Here is a 16,771-nt window from a genome sequence, read left to right as displayed (position 1 = left end):
TCAGGAGGCTCCCTTCTTGAAGGACTGCGGCTTACGGCAAACGGAGCAGGATCATTTGTCATCTAAACTGATTTTATTGAATAAGGAGGCGCATTGGCTTATGTGCGGACGCTATACCATAACGGTATCCATTGAGGAGTTAATGCTGCGCTACTGGAATCTTGATACGGCCATTCCCTTTCACCATCCCAAGTACAACGTCGCTCCGGGACAGATGGTGACCGCCATCATTCACGACGGCAAGAAGAACCGGCTGGGCGAGCTGAAATGGGGGCTGGTTCCTTCATGGGCGGATGATCCGAAGATGGGCGGCAAGCTGCTGAATGCACGTTCCGAGACCGTATGGGACAAGCCGGCCTTCAAAAAACTCATTCAGCGGAAAAGGTGCATCCTGCCTGCCGACGGCTTCTATGAATGGCGCAAGGATGCGGCGGGCAAGCAGCCGATGCGGATCGTTCTCCGCAATTCCAGCCTGTTCAGCATGGCCGGCCTGTACGATACATGGCTTTATCCCGATGGGCAGAAGCTGAGCACCTGTACAATTCTGACGACGGATGCCAACGAGCTGATGCAGCCTATCCACCACCGGATGCCGGTCATCCTGAAACAGGAGGATGAGCAGGCTTGGCTGGACCGGACGTTTCAGGACCGTGAACGGCTGAGCCAAATGTTGATGCCTTTTCCAGCGGACGAGCTCCGCGCTTATCCTGTTACTACGGACGTAGGCCGGGTATCCTTCGATGAGCCCGCCTGCATTGAGCCATTGGCCGACGACAGTACGCCTTGATACCTGAAAATAGATGGATAAGCTCCATTGCTGCTGCGCGGGGGCGCTCCACCGATTCGATAATTCCAGGAACAGCATAAAACCGCTCCTTTGTGATGGGAGCGGCTTTTTGCTTCTGATGCATTTTTTTGCGTACTTCTTGGCAGTGGTTAGAACATACATGATCGCATTCCAGGTTACGCACTGACCCGGTCGCCAGGCTTGCCGGGCTAACGGAACATCGCCCATAATTTAATCAGATGAATCGTATTCTTAGGATCTATGCGCTGTCCCAGGACAAATGAAATCATCTGATCCTCCTGTACCTGCGTTAGCGGCTCCTGTAAAATTCCCGCCGTGGTACGGACCAGCTTCCGCACCTTCGTCCGGTCCTGCAAATCTGATTTGCTCAAACCATCCAGCGCTTTCTTGACACGATCCTTGGTAGCTTGGTTTTTCATTTTCACTTTGACGCGCTCGACCAATTCGGGCCGAATCCCGTATTTTGTGTAGCTCATCAGCAGTTTAGCACCTCCGTCCGGCTTTGAAAAGCCAATCGTAGTACTATATGCCATAGACGGGCTGAAAAAAACTAGTCCAACAATTCGCCCTGAAAAAGTTGATCCTGCTTGAGCACCACGCGCAGCCTTTCGTATGCCGCCGCCGTCCAGAAATCCGCCTGCCCCGTCAAGTCAGCGGCATCGTCACGGGCCATCTCCAGCACCTCGAAATCCGCCGCCATATCGGCCAGCTTGAAGTCGGGAACGCCGCTTTGCTTGGTTCCAAAAAAATCGCCGGGTCCGCGCAAATCCAAATCGCGCCGGGCCACTTCAAATCCGTCGTCCGTCTCCGTCATGACCTTCATCCGTTCACGGCCTGTCTCCGATTTGGGATCGGCAATGAGGACGCAGTACGATTGATGGCCGCCACGGCCCACACGGCCGCGGAGCTGATGGAGCTGGGATAGTCCGAAGCGTTCGGCATCCATGATGATCATGAGCGTCGCATTCGGTACATCCACACCGACCTCGACAACCGTCGTGGCCACGAGCACATGGATGTGGTTATCGCTGAATGAGCGCATAACCTCGTCTTTCTCCGCTGCCGGCAGTCTGCCATGGAGCAAACCGATTGCCAAATCGGGAAATGCCTGCTGCAGCTGGACATGCAGATCGATGGCGTTTTGCACGTCAAGCTTCTCCGATTCCTCTATGAGCGGACATATAAAATAACACTGCCTCCCGGCATCTACCTCACGCCTGATAAACCCGAACACGCGCTCCAGCATCCCGTGCTTTACCCAATAGGTCTGGATCGACTTCCTGCCTTGAGGCCGCTCGCGCAGCGTGGAGACATCCAGATCGCCAAAGGCCGTAATCGCCAGCGTCCGCGGAATCGGCGTAGCCGTCATCGTCAGCACATCGGGGTTCAGGCCCTTCCTGCGGAGAATGCTCCGCTGGTTGACGCCGAACCGGTGCTGCTCATCCGTTACCACAAGACCCAGACTGCGGAAATTGACGCCTTCCTGAATGATGGCGTGGGTCCCGACGACAATATCGGTTAAGCCCATTTGCAGACTGGCGACGGCATCCTTTTTCTTGCGGTCGGTCAAACTGCCGGTTAATAAACCCACTTCCATCCCCACCGGTTCAAATAAACGCTGCAGGGAACGAAGATGCTGCTCGGCCAATATCTCGGTCGGCACCATAAGCGCCCCCTGATGACCGGCTTTGACTGCTGCGAAGAGCGCAATGGCGGCGACCACCGTTTTTCCGGAGCCTACATCGCCCTGCAGTAAACGGTTCATACAGGAAGGCTGCCGCATATCGGTCAGGATCTCATTGACGACCTTCTTCTGCGAATCTGTCAGCTCGAAGGGCAGCGTCTGGGCGAACATCCGGATGGATTCCGCGTCGACGACATGCGCGATTCCGTCCATCCGCTTCCGGTTTAATGAGCGGTAGGCCTGCAGCTTCATCTGAAAGAGGAATAATTCTTCATATACCAGTCTGCGCCTGGCCGCCTGCCCTTCCGATGTATCATCCGGATGGTGGATGCGCTGCACCGCCTCCCGCCGCGGCATCAGACGATGCTTGTCCACCAGCACATGCGGCAGCACCTCCTCAATCATCGCCCCATACTGCTCCAGCGCCTGTTTAATGGTTTTCCTGATCCAGGGCTGGGTAATGCTGCCCCCGACGGAATAGACCGGCTGGAGCGTTCCTGAACGCGCTGTGCCCTTATCCGGAAATTCCGAGTCGGAGACCGTAAGCTGCAACCTGCGCTGCTCCCATTTTCCCGTTAAGATGATTTCCCGGCCCGGAGTCAGCTGATCCTGCAGAAACTGCCGGTTAAACCACACCGCCGTCACCAGCAGGCCGTCCACCATCACCTTGCAGGTCAAGCGCGATTTGGAACGCCCGTAACGCTGCAGCGAGGGAACGCTCATAATTTTCCCTTGAACGGTGCCTTTCTCTCCGTCCTTCGTTTCCGCCAGCCCTTTGATCCGGTAGTCCTCATACCGGAAAGGGAAATAATCCAACAAGTCGGCAATCGTATGGACGCCAAAGGCGTGAAGCTCCTGTTCCTTTTGAGCGCTCACGCCTTTGGCCTGCCGAACCGCTATCTGATCAAGCCTCATCATACTATTTTCACACCCGATTTATGAATAATGCGGCGGTCCCAGGACCGACATGCGTCCCAATGACAGCGCCGATCTCCGTTTGCTTGACATTGCGCACATTCAATTGTGCCTGGGCAAGCGCTGCAAGCTCCAGTGCGTTATCGCTTTTGTAGGCCCAGGCGACCATGATTTCAATGGGGTCACTGCCGAAATCCTGCTTGAACAGATCGATGACCCGCTGCATCGCTTTTTTTTGTCCCCGGACCTTATCGATCGCAGTCACTTCGCCGCTGTCATCCAGAGACAGGATCGGCTTCACATTCAAGATCGATCCGAACAGCGCTGCCGCTTTACCGATTCTTCCGCCTCTTTTGAGATATTCCAGCGTATCCACCAGAAAATATAATCGCCTGTCCTTGGCCAGACGGTCAATTTCCGCCAGGATCTCTTCCTTGGAGCTCCCCGCCGCCGCCATCTCCGCCGCTTTTACGACAAGCATTCCAAATCCATAGGAGGCCGACTTGGAGTCGATTATCGTGATATCGCCTTCCTCTTCGAGCAGGGACGCCCCCAGAGAAGCGGATTGATAAGTGCCGCTGACCGCGGATGACAAATGAATGGAAATGACCGATACGCCAGGCAGCTGCTTGGTCAAGCGGCTGTAAACCTCCATAAACTCAACAGGAGAAGGCTGTGAAGTTGTGGGCAAGGACTGCGAAGCAGCCATTTTCTCATAAAATTCATTATTTCCGATCGAGACGGCATCCTGATAGGTCTGCTCACCGAACATGACCTTCAGCGGCACCATATCGATGCCAAGCTGCTCCCGGACCCGCCTGGGAATATCCGCCGTACTGTCTGTCACAATTTTGACCGTGCCCATATCCAGTTCTACCCCCTACTCAACTGCAAATAGATAAGGATAAAGCGGTTGTCCGCCCTCATGCACCTCAAGCTCGGCATCCGGATAGGTTTCCCGCACCCAGGCTTCCAGTTCCGAAGTCTCTGCCTTGTCAGCCGGTTCTCCCGTCAATACCGTGATCAGCTCACCGCCGTTCTCCAGCATCAACGTGAGAAGCTCCCTGCAGGTCAACTGCAGGTTGGGTGTGGCGCTGACGATCGCTTTTTCGAAAATACCCAAATAGTCCCCTTCGCGTATTTCGATGCCGTCAATGGTCGTATCCCTGATGGAATGCGTGACTTGTCCCGAGCGCACCTGAAGGGCGGCCTCCGCCATCGCTTCCCCGTTCACAGCGGCGGAATGCTCATCTCGGAAAGCCAGCATAGCTGCAAGACCCTGCAAAATCGTTCTCGTTGGCACGACCGTCACATTTCTTCCGGATAACTCCGCTGCCTGCTCCGCTGCCAGAATGACATTCCCGTTATTGGGCAGCAGATAAATTTGGTCTGCGGACAGCGACTCGATCGCTTTTACAAAATCCTCCGTCGAAGGATTCATGGTTTGTCCGCCTGTCAACACGATATCGACATTGTTTTCAAGGAAAATCGAATTGATCCCTTCCCCCATGGCAACGGCGATAATTCCGTACGGGGCCCATTCATGAGCCTGCTCAACAGGTACGGAATCAACGGGCGCGCCGGTCAAGACCTCGGGGACGGCAAGTCCAAGCGCTGCATCCTCGACGCTTATGGACTCGCTCGCCACCGCTCCCTGCCAGGCATCTGCATGGATCTCTGCGGTCTCACCGGCCTTCATCAGCTCCCGGTGCTGCTCGCGCATATTGAGAATATGAATATCCATAAGCTCGCCGTAAGGTAAAGCATAATTGAGCACATCTCCAGGCTTGCGCGTGTGCACGTGGACCTTGATCACCTCGTCATCGGTGATAACCAGGAGAGAGTCGCCATCCCGGGAAAGCAGCCGCTTGAACGCGGTCTCGTCGAATCGCCGAACACCAGGTCCGGCAAGCTTGCGGTTGATGAAAAATTCCATATCGTATAAGAATTCAATGGTTTCCGTTGATAGACGCGACTGGGCGCTTGCCGGCTGCTGCTTCTGCAATACCGGCGCCGCAGGCCGCTGTACTTCGTAATAATCAGACCGGATTCTTTGAAAATCATTATCCTTCGATTGTTCAGCCAATGCATCCAAAAATCCTTCATAAATATAAACAAGTCCCTGTCCGCCCGAATCCACGACGCCTACCTGCTTCAGCACAGGCAGCTGATCCGGCGTACGCGACAGCGCCTCGTCAGCTTTGCTATGAAGCTCGCGGATCAGATCAATCATATCGTTTGAACGCCTGGCGTAGGCAACCGCATGCTTCGCCGCTTCTTTCGCAACGGTCAGGATCGTTCCTTCAACCGGCTTTGCCACAGCGCGATAGGCCATATCTACACCGCTTTGCAAAGCGGCGGCGAACTGCACGGTGTTCACCTCTTCCAGAGCCGATACGCTCTTCGCAAAACCACGAAACAACTGCGATAAAATAACGCCGGAATTGCCCCTGGCGCCCATAAGCAGCCCTTTGGAAAGCGCTTCCGCAACTTTGCCCACAGCCGGTGAAGGTTTATTTTGTAGTTCATTCGTTCCGGAGGTCATCGTTAAATTCATATTGGTGCCGGTATCTCCATCGGGTACCGGAAACACATTTAACGCGTTTACACGTTCCACGTTCCGCTGAAGAAATGCTGCTCCGCTGAGTACCATTTCCGAAAAGTCAGACCCGTTAATCAAGCGTTTATTCAAGTGCCCTAGCCCCTTCCTACCGAGATACACGTACGCCCTGGACAAAAATATGTACGTAGTCCACTTCCAGACCAACCACTTCGTTGAGCACATATTTTACTTTTGACTGGATGTTGTGTGCGACTTCCGAAATTTTTGTTCCGTAGCTCACGATGATGTATAAGTCGATATGTATGCGTTCGTTCTCCCGGCGGACTTCGACACCGCGGGACAGATTATCCCTGCCGAGCAATTCGGTGATCCCATCCTTAAGCTGTTTGCGCGAAGCCATGCCAACCAGTCCATAACACTCCAACGCCGCCGAGCCGGCAAGCACAGAGATTACATGATCGGTTATGAAAACTTTCCCTACTTCCGAGTTCAGCTCAAGTGGCATGGAAAATCACTCCTTCTTTAACTATTATGGACTAAACAACATTGTACTATAAATAACGACGTTTTAGAAGTATAGACCCCATTTTGCGTCAATTTTCTGCTAATTGCTCCGTCTCCCGATAGAAAATCCCCTGGGCAGGTGCTTGATGGATACTGAGGGATATGCTATTATATTTAAGTGTGTTTATTTGCAAGGAGCTAATTATTTCTTCTTGTGAACAAAAACTTAATTGTATTCTTTGAATTGTAATTCAAACAGGATCGCAAAAAATCCTGAGGAGGTGTATTTTCATGTCACGCAAATGTTTTATTACGGGCAAAAGCCCAGGAACGGGTAACCACGTTTCTCACGCCAATAATAAAAACCGCCGCACTTGGGGCGTCAACGTTCAAAAGGTTCGCATTCTTGTTGACGGCAAGCCAAAACGCGTTTATGTCAGCACTCGCGCTCTGAAAGCCGGTAAAGTAACCCGCGTATAATCGCCAAGAAGAAATAGGTGACGCCGTCCTCTGGCGGCGGAATCAGCTTTCTTCCCTCTGAAATATAAGCAAAGCGTGGAGTACGTTAACCTTTCTCATATTTCATGGAAAAGCACCCGAATCCGTTCAGGTGCTTTTTTTGTATTCCGACAGCTATGAACTTACGGTTGCCTCCAGAAGCTGCGCGACGCACAGCAGGTCGAGCCCCGGTATTCAATTCAATCCTGGTATCTCTACACAGAAAACAGCCGTCCGTGGCACGGCCGGCCTCTGCTTCCTGCGCGCTACCCGCGCACGCAAGTCCTTGCAGCGCGCTCTGCATAAGACCAGCGGGGCTAGTTTTTCTGGAACGTATTTAAGATCGCTTTGACGAATCCACCTAAAAATTTCGGCAGCTTGATTGTGTAAAATTTCATGCTCCACCCCTCCTCCAAAGCTTACAACAACAATTGCGAGTTCCTGCTGCTGTGGAAACCTGACGCACATCGTGAACCGTTCTTATCCTAGAGAAAGCCGCAGTTAACCTGTTCTCGAAAAACAGCTCTCTTCGCCTTCCCATACGCTGGGACATTACGACATAAAAAAAAGGCTACAAGAACGTTCGTTCATGTAACCATCCTATGCAATTCCGGATTGTCCTATTCCAACTTGGGGCTCCTCATGTTGTGAGCTTCCCCTTCACCAGTTAAGGTTGAATAGGATTAGCTTTCATATAGCTTACCATCGCAATGATAATGACAAACAAGAAGAAAAAGAACACCGCAAGCAGGATAAAAATAATGCGTGACCCGATTTTTGGGAATTTGCGAAAAAATAATACTCCGATCACCAGCGCAAGCAGAGAGAACACGATATTGATTCCCGACTTGAAGGTGGAAAATAAACCAAGCATCAGACCTGCTCCCAGGCTGTATATAAAGATCAGCAGGCCGTTTTTTATCCGCTCTCCCATGGATCCTGGCCCTCCTAACGCAATGCGGCTATGGCAGCCGCGCGGTCTTTCTGTGAGAACACGCTGCTTCCCGCTACCAGGACGTTGGCACCGGCTTCCTGGACGAGCGGCGATGTGTGTGCGTTTATTCCTCCGTCAACCTGCACATGAACGTCATGCAGGCCCCGGGCCAGCAGCATCGCTTTCAGCGCTTTGAGCTTGGCTACGGATTGCGGGATAAATGCCTGTCCGCCAAAACCTGGATTAACGGTCATAATCAGCACCAAATCCAGGTCGTCGAGCAGGTTCTCCAGCACATTAACGGGGGTAGAGGGGTTAAGTGCGACCCCGGCAGGCAAGCCCGCTTCTTTAATCATATGCACGACTCTGTGCAAATGAACACAAGCCTCCGCATGAATCGTAATTCGATCAGCCCCTGCCTGTACAAAGTCGGAAATATATTTCTCCGGCTGTTCAATCATCAGATGTACATCAAACGGCAGCTTTGTATATGGACGCACAGCGCTTATGACAACCGGCCCGAATGTGAGATTCGGGACAAAATGTCCATCCATCACATCAATATGGATCCAATCCGCGCCAGCCTGCTCCAGTTCTTTGATATCTTCTCCCAATGTCGCAAAGTTTGCCGACAGAATCGATGGTGCAATAAGCGACATGTCTAATACCTCCGCTTTCTCTCTTTCATTTCATTCATGAAATGCTCGTAATTTTTATGCCTGGAAGGGGCAATTTCGCCGGCCTCCAGCGCCTCCAGAACAGCGCAGCCGGGCTCATGAAGATGCGTGCAGCCGCGGAATTTGCAGGAAGGCGCAAGCTTGCGCATTTCCCGGAAGCAATCCCCCAGCTCATCAATGCCGAGCTCCGTAAAATCCAGCTGGCTAAATCCCGGTGTATCTGCCACATAACCTCTTCCTGTATGGATCAGCTCGACCTGGCGGGTTGTATGCTTGCCTCTTCCCAGCCTGGCGCTGATTGCATTGGTTTCAAGCGATAGGCCCGGAACCAGAGCATTCAGCAAAGAGGATTTGCCGACACCGGATTGACCGGCGAATACGGCGATATGACCGTGCAGCCGCTCCATCATTTCAGAGGTACCTTCGCCAAGCCTCGAACTTGTGGTGATTACATCATATCCGATCGGTTTGTATATGCGAAGCACCTCATGCATGGATTGACGCGCCTGCTCCGTTTCCTCGCCCTCCACGGTCAAATCCTGCTTGCTGAGGCACAACATGGCCTCGATTCCGGCATGCTCGATGTGGACAAGAAACTTATCGAGCAGCTGCAGATTAAGGGCAGGCTCTGTAACGGAAAAAACCAGAACGGCCAGGTCGACATTCGCCACCGGAGGGCGCGCAAGCTCCGAACTCCGGGGCAGGATCGTATCGACCGTTCCTTCGCCATTCTCCGTCCGCTCATAGAGCACCATGTCGCCGACAAGCGGCGATTCACCGCGCTTCTTGAAGATGCCGCGGGCACGGCACTGAATCGGTTTTGTCCCCGCGGCATCCTCTTCAGGAAGTACATAATAATAGCCGCTAAGCGCTTTTACAATCCGACCGACATGTTCTTCCCGCTTACTGGGGCTGGTCTGTTGTGTTCGTGCTTTGGTTGCCATTTATGTCAGTCTCCTCATTTTGGTCCGGTTGATCCACAGGCGGATCTTCCGGTGGCGGTGCCATTCCAGGTATGGTATCCGGCGTAGAATCCGCCCCCGCCTTCACTTCTTCATAGGTGCGGGCAAAAGTATCGGCAAATTGCCCGTCCCGAAATACCGAAACCATCGCTTCCGTATTCGGATCCAGGACAACTTTTACATTGAAGGTCTCAGTATCATTAATGGTTTTCTTGCCCCATTCGATATTCTCCCCGCGCGCATCGGTATATGTAATGCGCACTTCACTAGGCTGTCCTGCAATTGCTGGCGAAACCGTAATATTGAATGTGTATTCGAGTGCATCCTCAGGGTACCCGGAGCTGATCGTCAATGTGATTTCATCACCTTTGGATACAGGCGCATCCGGTTCAAACGGATACTGGGTGAGAACCGTTCCTTCTTCTTTATAGCTGCCTTCGCGGACGATATCCTTGGCTTTGACTACCAGACCTTTTGCTTCCAGCGCTGCTATTGCATCTTTCTCGCTTTTGCCCACTACATCAATCATGGGGAAGGTCTCCTTGCCCTTGCTGACCTTGAAGGCGAAGGTTGCTTTCTTCGGATCGAACTGCTGGCCGGCTGCCGGCGTCTGTTCGGTGACCGTGCCGGCTGCCTGGTCGCTGAATACATCTTCTTTGCTGATCCGCTCCTCGGAAACACCCAGTGCGATGAGCGAATCCACCACCTCTGTATAAGTCTTTCCTGAGTAATCCTCTACGCCTTCAAGCTTAGGTCCCTTGCTCACATACAGCTTGATGAAGGAGCCTACCTTAACCCTCTGGTTGACTTTGGACTGTTCGTAGACCGTTCCTTCCGGGATATCCGCCTTTTCCATGTATACAGTGGGCTCTTCGACCTTCAGGCCAGCCTGCTCGAGATTCTGGCGCGCTTCCGCCTCTGTCTTGCTGATCACGTAAGGCACGTCCACTTCATCGATATCGAACCAGCTCAGCACCGTTCTCGCGCCCCAGAAAACAAGCGCAATGACAATCAACGTTACAAATACTGTAATGACAGGCTTGACCCATCTGCGCCTGCGTTTGCTTTCGACAAGTCCTGTGGAATCCCAGCGGTTCTCCTCCGTATCGGTCGATACCGCCTTGTCGCCACGCCCATTCCCTCCAGTCGACGCCAGCGTATCGATAATGCTGCCGCGGATAGCCGGCATCACGCGCGTTTCTTCAAAATCCGAACCGCTGACAAAAGTGATCTTCGGTTCCTTCAGACGCTCGGGCTGCAGACAGGTTTCCAGATCGCGCAGCATCTCGTCTGCCGAATTATAGCGTTCACTCGGATTTTTACGCATCGCCCGTAAAATCACATTCTCAACACTTTGCGGGATATACGGATTGACCACCCTTGGCTCTTCGAATGTCTCCTGCAGATGCTTGAGCGCGACGCTGATCGGGCTCTCGCCAAGAAATGGCAGCTTGCCGGTCAGCATCTGATACAGCACAATACCCAGTGAATACAGATCCGACTTTTCTCCGGTGCTTATGCCTTTGGCATGCTCGGGTGAAAAATAATGCACCGAGCCCAGCACCGAGCCCGTTTGTGTAATCGTGGAGGAAGTAACAGCACGGGCTATGCCGAAATCGGTAACTTTCACACGTCCGTTCTTGCCTATTAATATATTATGAGGCTTGATGTCCCGATGAATAATTAGGTTATGATGGGCATGCTCCAGCGCATCGCATATCTGAATGGCTATGCGAACCGCTTCTTCGGGCTGCAGCGGCGCCCGCTCCTGAATAATTTCGTTCAGGTTGTGACCTTCAACATATTCCATAACAATATAATGGGTTTCGTCCTCTTGCCCTACATCGTAAATGCTCACCACATTGGGATGAGACAAGGCCCCTGCGGATTGGGCTTCCCGGCGGAACCGGCGGATAAACTCCTCGTCGTGCACAAACTGCTGCCTTAAAATTTTGACGGCAACTTTGCGGTTAAGCAAAATATCATGGGCTTTATATACGAGAGCCATTCCCCCGCCGCCAATGCGGGTAATGATCTCGTATCGACCGCCTAATTCATGTCCAATCATGTCGGTCACTCCTCTTGCTCTGTGTCTTCGGCATGATGCAGCAGGACGACCGTGATATTATCGTCCCCGCCGGCCAGCAGCGCCAGCTCAACGAGCTTGTCCGCTTTCCCTTCCAAGTCGAGCTCCTCCTGGAGAATCGTCTCGGCTATTTCCTGTTCGGTGACCATATTGGTAAGACCGTCGCTGCAAAGCAGAAGCAGATCGCCGGGCAGCCATGACAAGCCCTTTACATCAATCTCCACATCAGCGTCGGTGCCAAGCGCCCTGGTAAGCACATTGCGTCTGGGATGCCGGGCTGCTTCCTCCACGCTGATTTGTCCCGATTTAACAAGCTCATTGACCAGCGTATGATCTACGGTGAGTTGGGTTAATACCCCGCCTCTCCATTTGTAAGCCCGGCTATCCCCGATATGACCAATTACGCCGTTGTCCGGCTGCAGCAGCGCCGCCACCACTGTTGTTCCCATATTGTGGTATTGATCATTGCGTGAAGCCATATCAAATACAACCTCATTGGCCTGCAAAATCGCTTGGCGGATCAGCATCTTCCTCTCGTCCATCGACAGCTCCGCAGATGTTCCCTGCATGGCTTCGCGGAACGTCTCGACTGCAAGCTGGCTTGCTACATCGCCAGCCTGGTGACCGCCCATGCCGTCAGCAACAATGGCTACGGCAATGCCGGTTTCCGTCATTTCCGCATATCCCCGGTCCTCGTTCACGAGTCTTATCCGTCCGATATCACTGCGAAAAGCTATCTTCATACATTCACCCCACCGCTCCGTCCATATGTTTGGCGCGTAGTTGTCCGCAGGCTGCCGCAATATCATGACCTTGTTCTCTGCGGATCGTCACATTAATATTATTACGTTCGAGTACACGGTGAAATTCAAAAATCTGCTCGCGCGGGGTTCTGACATAATCACGCTCCGGCACGTGATTGACCGGGATCAGGTTGACATGACAGAGCATGCCTTTGAGCACATCTGCCAATTCCTGGGCATGCTCACTCTGATCGTTCACACCGCCGATAAGGGCATATTCAAACGTAATGCGCCTTCCGGTTTTGGCGATGTAATTGCGGCAGGCCTCGATGACGTCCTCAAATGGAAAACGGCGGTTGACCGGCATCAGCTTGGAGCGCAGCTTGTCATTGGGGGCATGGATGGAGATGGCCAAGTTGATCTGGGTGTTCTCTTCGGCAAACTTGTACATGCTCGGCACAATACCGCTGGTTGACACCGTAATATGGCGCTGACCAATATTGAGGCCTTTCTCATGGATCATGACCCGCAGAAATGCCATGGTCGCATCATAATTCTCGAAAGGCTCTCCGGAGCCCATAATGACGATGCTGGACACGCGCTTGTTAGTTGCATCAAGCATCTGCTGCGCTTTCACCACCTGAGCCGTGATTTCACCGGCCGTCAGGTTCCGCTTCAATCCCCCAAGCGTGGAGGCGCAGAAGGTACAGCCGATGCGGCAGCCTACCTGGGTTGTCACGCAAATACTGTTGCCGTAGCTGTGGCGCATAATAACCGTTTCTATCGCATGGTTGTCATGCAGGCCAAACAGAAACTTCACGGTTCCATCCTTGGATTCGAAGCGCGTAATTTCGGAAAGCGTCACGAATTGAAACTGATCGTCAAGCTTCTGACGCAGTCCCTTGGAGAGATTCGTCATATCCTCGAAGCTCATCACACGTTTGACATAAAGCCATTCAAAGAGCTGTGTGCCGCGAAATGCGGGTTCTCCGTTTTCTTTCATCCAATCTTGCAATTGGTCAATCGTATAGTCGTAGATGAACGGTTTCATCATTTCACACCTGTTTCTTATATTTTGGAATAGGCAGTCTTCTTGAATCATCAGAAAGGAATTTATCCAACCTGATATTACAGAGTGAAGAAACTTGACTTCGCCGCCAGAAGACGATGGGAAGTGTTTCTTCTTACCTGCCATCGCTTATTTTACCACAAACGCCCATGACAGACCACAGAGGCCGCCTTGGGCGTCATTTTCGCGCGTTTAAGCACGATTTCACAGCTGTTCTGCCGGCTTGCATACGGCTTTAATTCACCCGTTTGAACCGGGCTATAAAAAAGCCGTCGCTGCCAAAATGCTGCGGCAGCAATTGAACCGCGCCACTAAAATCCACACCGATCACGCCTGCCTCACGAAGAGGCGCAAGGACCTGCTGCGGCCAGTCGGCATCGGGAACAAAGGAAGGGTTCCTCTGCACAAATGAAGCCATTTGCGCCTCATTTTCCTCTTTTTCAATCGTGCAGGTGCTGTATACGAATGTGCCTCCGGGCTTTACAAGCTTGACCGCCTCATCCAGAAGACGCTGCTGCAGCCGGGCAATCGATTCAATATCCTCAGGCGACTTCGTCCATTTGATTTCCGGCTTGCGCCGAATGACACCAAAACCCGAGCATGGAGCATCAAGCAGCACAACATCAAAGTCAGCCCCGGGATATCGGCTCGCCAAATCGGACGCATCCCCGCTGACAGCCTCGACTACAGTGAGGCCAAGCCGCTCAGCCTGGTCTTCAATCAGCTTCCGCTTGTGGGGATGCAGGTCATTGGCGATGAGCCGCCCCGAATTGTCCATAAGCTCAGCCAGATGAGTCGTCTTGCCGCCAGGAGCGGAGCAGCAATCCAGTACGGTCATACCCGGCTTTGGCGCGCACACCTGGGCAACAAGCATCGAGCTCTCATCCTGCAAGGACCAGAGACCCTGTCCATAAGCCGCAAGCTGTGTCAAATTGCCGGCATGGCCGCTCACAACCAGTCCGCCTGCCGCAAGCTTGGACGGTGACGCCTGTATTCCTGCTTCAGCAAGAAGCTCTGCCGCTTTCTCCCCAGAAAGCCGGAGCGAGTTCACGCGCAAGCTGGCATGGGGAGTTTCATTGCCTGCCCTGCATATCTCTTCCGCGACCGCTTCTCCATAGGACTCAATCCATCTTCCGACCAGCCAGTCGGGATAGGAGTAGGTGAGGCCGATGCGCCTGACGGGATCAATCTCGTCGATCGGGAGCTTCATCTCGGCAAGCCTGCGCAGCATATTGCGCAGAACACCGTTGACCATTCCGGAAATGCCGGAGTGTCCCCGCTGCTTTGCGATCTGCACCGCCTCATTAACTGCTGCATGCGCGGGAATGCGGTCCAGATACAGAAGCTGATACGCACTCATGCGGAGCAGCTGATGAACCCATGGGGCCAGCTTGTCCAGCCCTTTGGCAACCAGCTTCTCCAGACGGTAATCAAGCGTGCGCTGCTGCTGAATGCTCCCGTAGACCAGCTCAGTCGCAAGCGCCGCATCCTGGCGCGTCAGCTGTGCGTCCTGCAGAGCGCGATTCAGCTGCAGATTGCTGTAGGCTCCGGCCTCGGCAACTTTGACAAGAGTTTGAAGCGCTATCTCCCGGGCGGTATGCGGCCTGGGCTTGCGCTGGTCCCCTCTGCTGGGGTGAGGTGATCCCGTCTTCTTTGGCCCTGAAGCTTTAACAGCATTCACTGGGCCACGGGATGATTTTTTTCGCTGCTGTGTTTTCCCGGCTTGTTCTACCTTCGCGGGATCGTTCTGATCCGGTTTATTCACAATTGGACGCCTCCAAAAACTGTACCGGCTTCAAGACGAGCGCCTTTCAGCCATTCGGATGCAGGCATGGCTTTCTTCCCTGACGGTTGAATGACAGTAAGCAGCAGCATGCCCTCACCCGTCTGCACCAATATGCCTTTTTCATCCGCCTTCATCACCATTCCCGGCTGCCCGCCGGATGCTGCGGCCGGTGGAAGCGGCCGGCAGCCCCACACTTTGAAGGTTTCCCCATTTAGAAGCGTGAAAGCGCCAGCCATCGGCGATAATCCGCGCACCTGATCATATAGACTTCCGGCTGACCGGGTCCAGTCAATCCGTTCATCTTCTCTGGTCAGGTTCGGGGCATAGGTGGCATCGTCGTGATTCTGAGGCACCGCCACTGCCGTGCCGTCGGCAAGCGATGGCAGCGTGCGCATAAGCAGCTCCGCACCGGCCTTGCTGAGCTCTTCGAACAGCTCGCCGGACGTAATCACATCGGTAATTGGCACCTCTATACGGCTGATCATATCACCGGTATCGAGTCCTTCAGCCATATACATGATGGTGACTCCCGTAGTTTTCTCTCCGTTCATGACAGCACGCTGTATCGGCGCACCTCCCCGGTATTTGGGCAGCAGGGAACCATGCACGTTAATACAGCCCAGACGCGGCGCATCAAGCACAGCCTTAGGCAAGATCTGTCCATAAGCCGCCGTCACAATGAGATCCGGTTTCAGTCCGGCAATGAGGGCAACCGTTTCAGAGGTTCTCAGCCGTTCAGGCTGCTCAACAGGCAGACCGCGCAGAAGCGCCGCATCCTTGACCGGAGGCGGCGTCAATGTTTTTTTGCGTCCTTTGGGACGGTCTGGTTGAGTGACAACAAGTACAATTTCATGCCCGGCGCCGATCAGCGCCTCTAGTGAAGGAACGGCAAATTCCGGCGTTCCCATAAATACAATACGCATAGCGTCACTCCTCGCGTGGTGGTCGCGGACGTGATGCCGCGTCATAAATCTCATCGGCAATGTCCGTAAACAGCACTCCATTCAGATGATCAATCTCGTGCAGAAACGCCCGTGCCAGAAAATCCGCCGCTTCCATTTCGAACGGCTCTCCGTTTCGGTCGAAGCCTTTTACCCGAATACGCTGGGCACGGCGGACATCTCCATTGAGATTCGGAATACTGAGGCAGCCTTCCGGACCGAACTGCTCCCCTTCGGCCTCCACAATCTCCGGATTGACCATTTCAATGAGCCCATGATCATCACCGATATCAACCACGATAACCCGCTTGGATATACCGACCTGCGGAGCGGCAAGCCCGACTCCGTCCGCGTCATACATCGTTTCCGCCATATCTCTCAGCAATTTATGCAAATTCGAATTAAATTTGGTAACAACAATCGCCTTCTCCCTCAAAACAGGATCCGGATCCTTCACAATAAGACGTATTGCCACAACCGTTCCTCCTAAAAGTTATTGCGTGGTTATACCTGAATGCTCGAGTGAACCGAGTGATTCAAGCCATAACTCACTTCGTAAGCGATACTTAAGTTATTGCGTGGTTATACCTGAATGCTCGGG

Annotated in this window: 17 protein-coding genes; 2 read left to right on the top strand and 15 right to left on the bottom strand. The window is 53.2% G+C overall.

The window, feature by feature from the left end; all coding sequences use genetic code 11:
* Positions 1 to 100: 100 nt before the first annotated feature.
* The gene (locus tag AC0YOB_RS25660; RefSeq protein WP_475795182.1) at positions 101 to 787 is read left to right on the top strand and encodes an SOS response-associated peptidase; all 687 of its coding nucleotides are present in this window, start codon (positions 101 to 103) and stop codon (positions 785 to 787) included.
* 209 nt (positions 788 to 996) lie between these two features.
* Here the strand turns inward: AC0YOB_RS25660 and AC0YOB_RS25655 are convergent, their stop codons facing one another.
* The 5 genes from AC0YOB_RS25655 to AC0YOB_RS25635 form a co-directional block, all read right to left on the bottom strand.
* Positions 997 to 1,284, bottom strand: a complete 288-nt coding sequence (locus AC0YOB_RS25655) for a stage VI sporulation protein F (protein WP_210047083.1) — start codon at positions 1,282 to 1,284, stop codon at positions 997 to 999.
* 74 nt (positions 1,285 to 1,358) lie between these two features.
* Positions 1,359 to 3,407: an ATP-dependent DNA helicase RecG gene (recG, locus tag AC0YOB_RS25650; protein ID WP_475795340.1), complete on the bottom strand. Its 2,049-nt coding sequence runs from the start codon at positions 3,405 to 3,407 to the stop codon at positions 1,359 to 1,361.
* Positions 3,408 to 3,417: 10 nt separating this feature from the next.
* Positions 3,418 to 4,272, bottom strand: a complete 855-nt coding sequence (locus AC0YOB_RS25645) for a DegV family protein (protein ID WP_475795181.1) — start codon at positions 4,270 to 4,272, stop codon at positions 3,418 to 3,420.
* A 15-nt stretch (positions 4,273 to 4,287) separates the two neighbouring features.
* Positions 4,288 to 6,060: a DAK2 domain-containing protein gene (locus tag AC0YOB_RS25640; protein WP_475795339.1), complete on the bottom strand. Its 1,773-nt coding sequence runs from the start codon at positions 6,058 to 6,060 to the stop codon at positions 4,288 to 4,290.
* Between the two features lie 55 nt (positions 6,061 to 6,115).
* Positions 6,116 to 6,475, bottom strand: a complete 360-nt coding sequence (locus tag AC0YOB_RS25635; protein WP_475795180.1) for an Asp23/Gls24 family envelope stress response protein — start codon at positions 6,473 to 6,475, stop codon at positions 6,116 to 6,118.
* A 290-nt stretch (positions 6,476 to 6,765) separates the two neighbouring features.
* Between AC0YOB_RS25635 and rpmB the strand changes: the two genes are divergently transcribed.
* Positions 6,766 to 6,954, top strand: a complete 189-nt coding sequence (rpmB, locus tag AC0YOB_RS25630; RefSeq protein ID WP_210047080.1) for a 50S ribosomal protein L28 — start codon at positions 6,766 to 6,768, stop codon at positions 6,952 to 6,954.
* 335 nt (positions 6,955 to 7,289) lie between these two features.
* On the opposite strand, the gene spoVM is transcribed toward rpmB, so the two are convergent.
* The 10 genes from spoVM to def form a co-directional block, all read right to left on the bottom strand.
* The gene (spoVM, locus tag AC0YOB_RS25625; RefSeq protein ID WP_010345573.1) at positions 7,290 to 7,370 is read right to left on the bottom strand and encodes a stage V sporulation protein SpoVM; all 81 of its coding nucleotides are present in this window, start codon (positions 7,368 to 7,370) and stop codon (positions 7,290 to 7,292) included.
* Positions 7,371 to 7,639: 269 nt separating this feature from the next.
* Positions 7,640 to 7,906 carry a hypothetical protein gene (locus AC0YOB_RS25620; protein ID WP_210047079.1) on the bottom strand — a complete coding sequence of 89 codons (267 nt, stop codon included), beginning with the start codon at positions 7,904 to 7,906 and terminating at the stop codon, positions 7,640 to 7,642.
* A gap of 14 nt (positions 7,907 to 7,920) precedes the next feature.
* Positions 7,921 to 8,565: a ribulose-phosphate 3-epimerase gene (rpe, locus tag AC0YOB_RS25615; protein ID WP_475795179.1), complete on the bottom strand. Its 645-nt coding sequence runs from the start codon at positions 8,563 to 8,565 to the stop codon at positions 7,921 to 7,923.
* Positions 8,566 to 8,567: 2 nt separating this feature from the next.
* Positions 8,568 to 9,527 (bottom strand): ribosome small subunit-dependent GTPase A, encoded by a 960-nt coding sequence (gene rsgA, locus AC0YOB_RS25610; protein ID WP_475795178.1) that lies wholly within the window; start codon positions 9,525 to 9,527, stop codon positions 8,568 to 8,570.
* Positions 9,487 to 11,613, bottom strand: coding sequence for a Stk1 family PASTA domain-containing Ser/Thr kinase (gene pknB / locus AC0YOB_RS25605; protein WP_475795177.1), 2,127 nt, complete (start codon positions 11,611 to 11,613; stop codon positions 9,487 to 9,489). Before pknB ends, rsgA begins: the two co-directional genes overlap by 41 nt.
* A gap of 5 nt (positions 11,614 to 11,618) precedes the next feature.
* Positions 11,619 to 12,374 (bottom strand): Stp1/IreP family PP2C-type Ser/Thr phosphatase, encoded by a 756-nt coding sequence (locus tag AC0YOB_RS25600; RefSeq protein ID WP_475795176.1) that lies wholly within the window; start codon positions 12,372 to 12,374, stop codon positions 11,619 to 11,621.
* A gap of 4 nt (positions 12,375 to 12,378) precedes the next feature.
* Entirely contained in the window at positions 12,379 to 13,425 is a 1,047-nt protein-coding gene (rlmN, locus tag AC0YOB_RS25595; RefSeq protein WP_475795338.1) for a dual-specificity RNA methyltransferase RlmN, read from the bottom strand.
* A gap of 253 nt (positions 13,426 to 13,678) precedes the next feature.
* Positions 13,679 to 15,124 carry a 16S rRNA (cytosine(967)-C(5))-methyltransferase RsmB gene (gene rsmB / locus AC0YOB_RS25590; protein WP_475795337.1) on the bottom strand — a complete coding sequence of 482 codons (1,446 nt, stop codon included), beginning with the start codon at positions 15,122 to 15,124 and terminating at the stop codon, positions 13,679 to 13,681.
* An 80-nt stretch (positions 15,125 to 15,204) separates the two neighbouring features.
* Complete coding sequence (fmt, locus tag AC0YOB_RS25585) at positions 15,205 to 16,152, bottom strand: methionyl-tRNA formyltransferase (RefSeq protein WP_475795175.1); 948 nt, start codon at positions 16,150 to 16,152, stop codon at positions 15,205 to 15,207.
* 4 nt (positions 16,153 to 16,156) lie between these two features.
* A complete protein-coding gene (gene def, locus AC0YOB_RS25580) occupies positions 16,157 to 16,645 on the bottom strand; it encodes a peptide deformylase (protein WP_210047073.1) in 489 nt (162 codons plus the stop codon).
* Positions 16,646 to 16,771: the final 126 nt, after the last annotated feature.

Source organism: Paenibacillus sp. JT31N17 (genome assembly GCF_056269255.1).
Note: the sequence above shows the minus strand (reverse complement) of the source record. Positions and strands in the feature narration are given on the sequence as shown.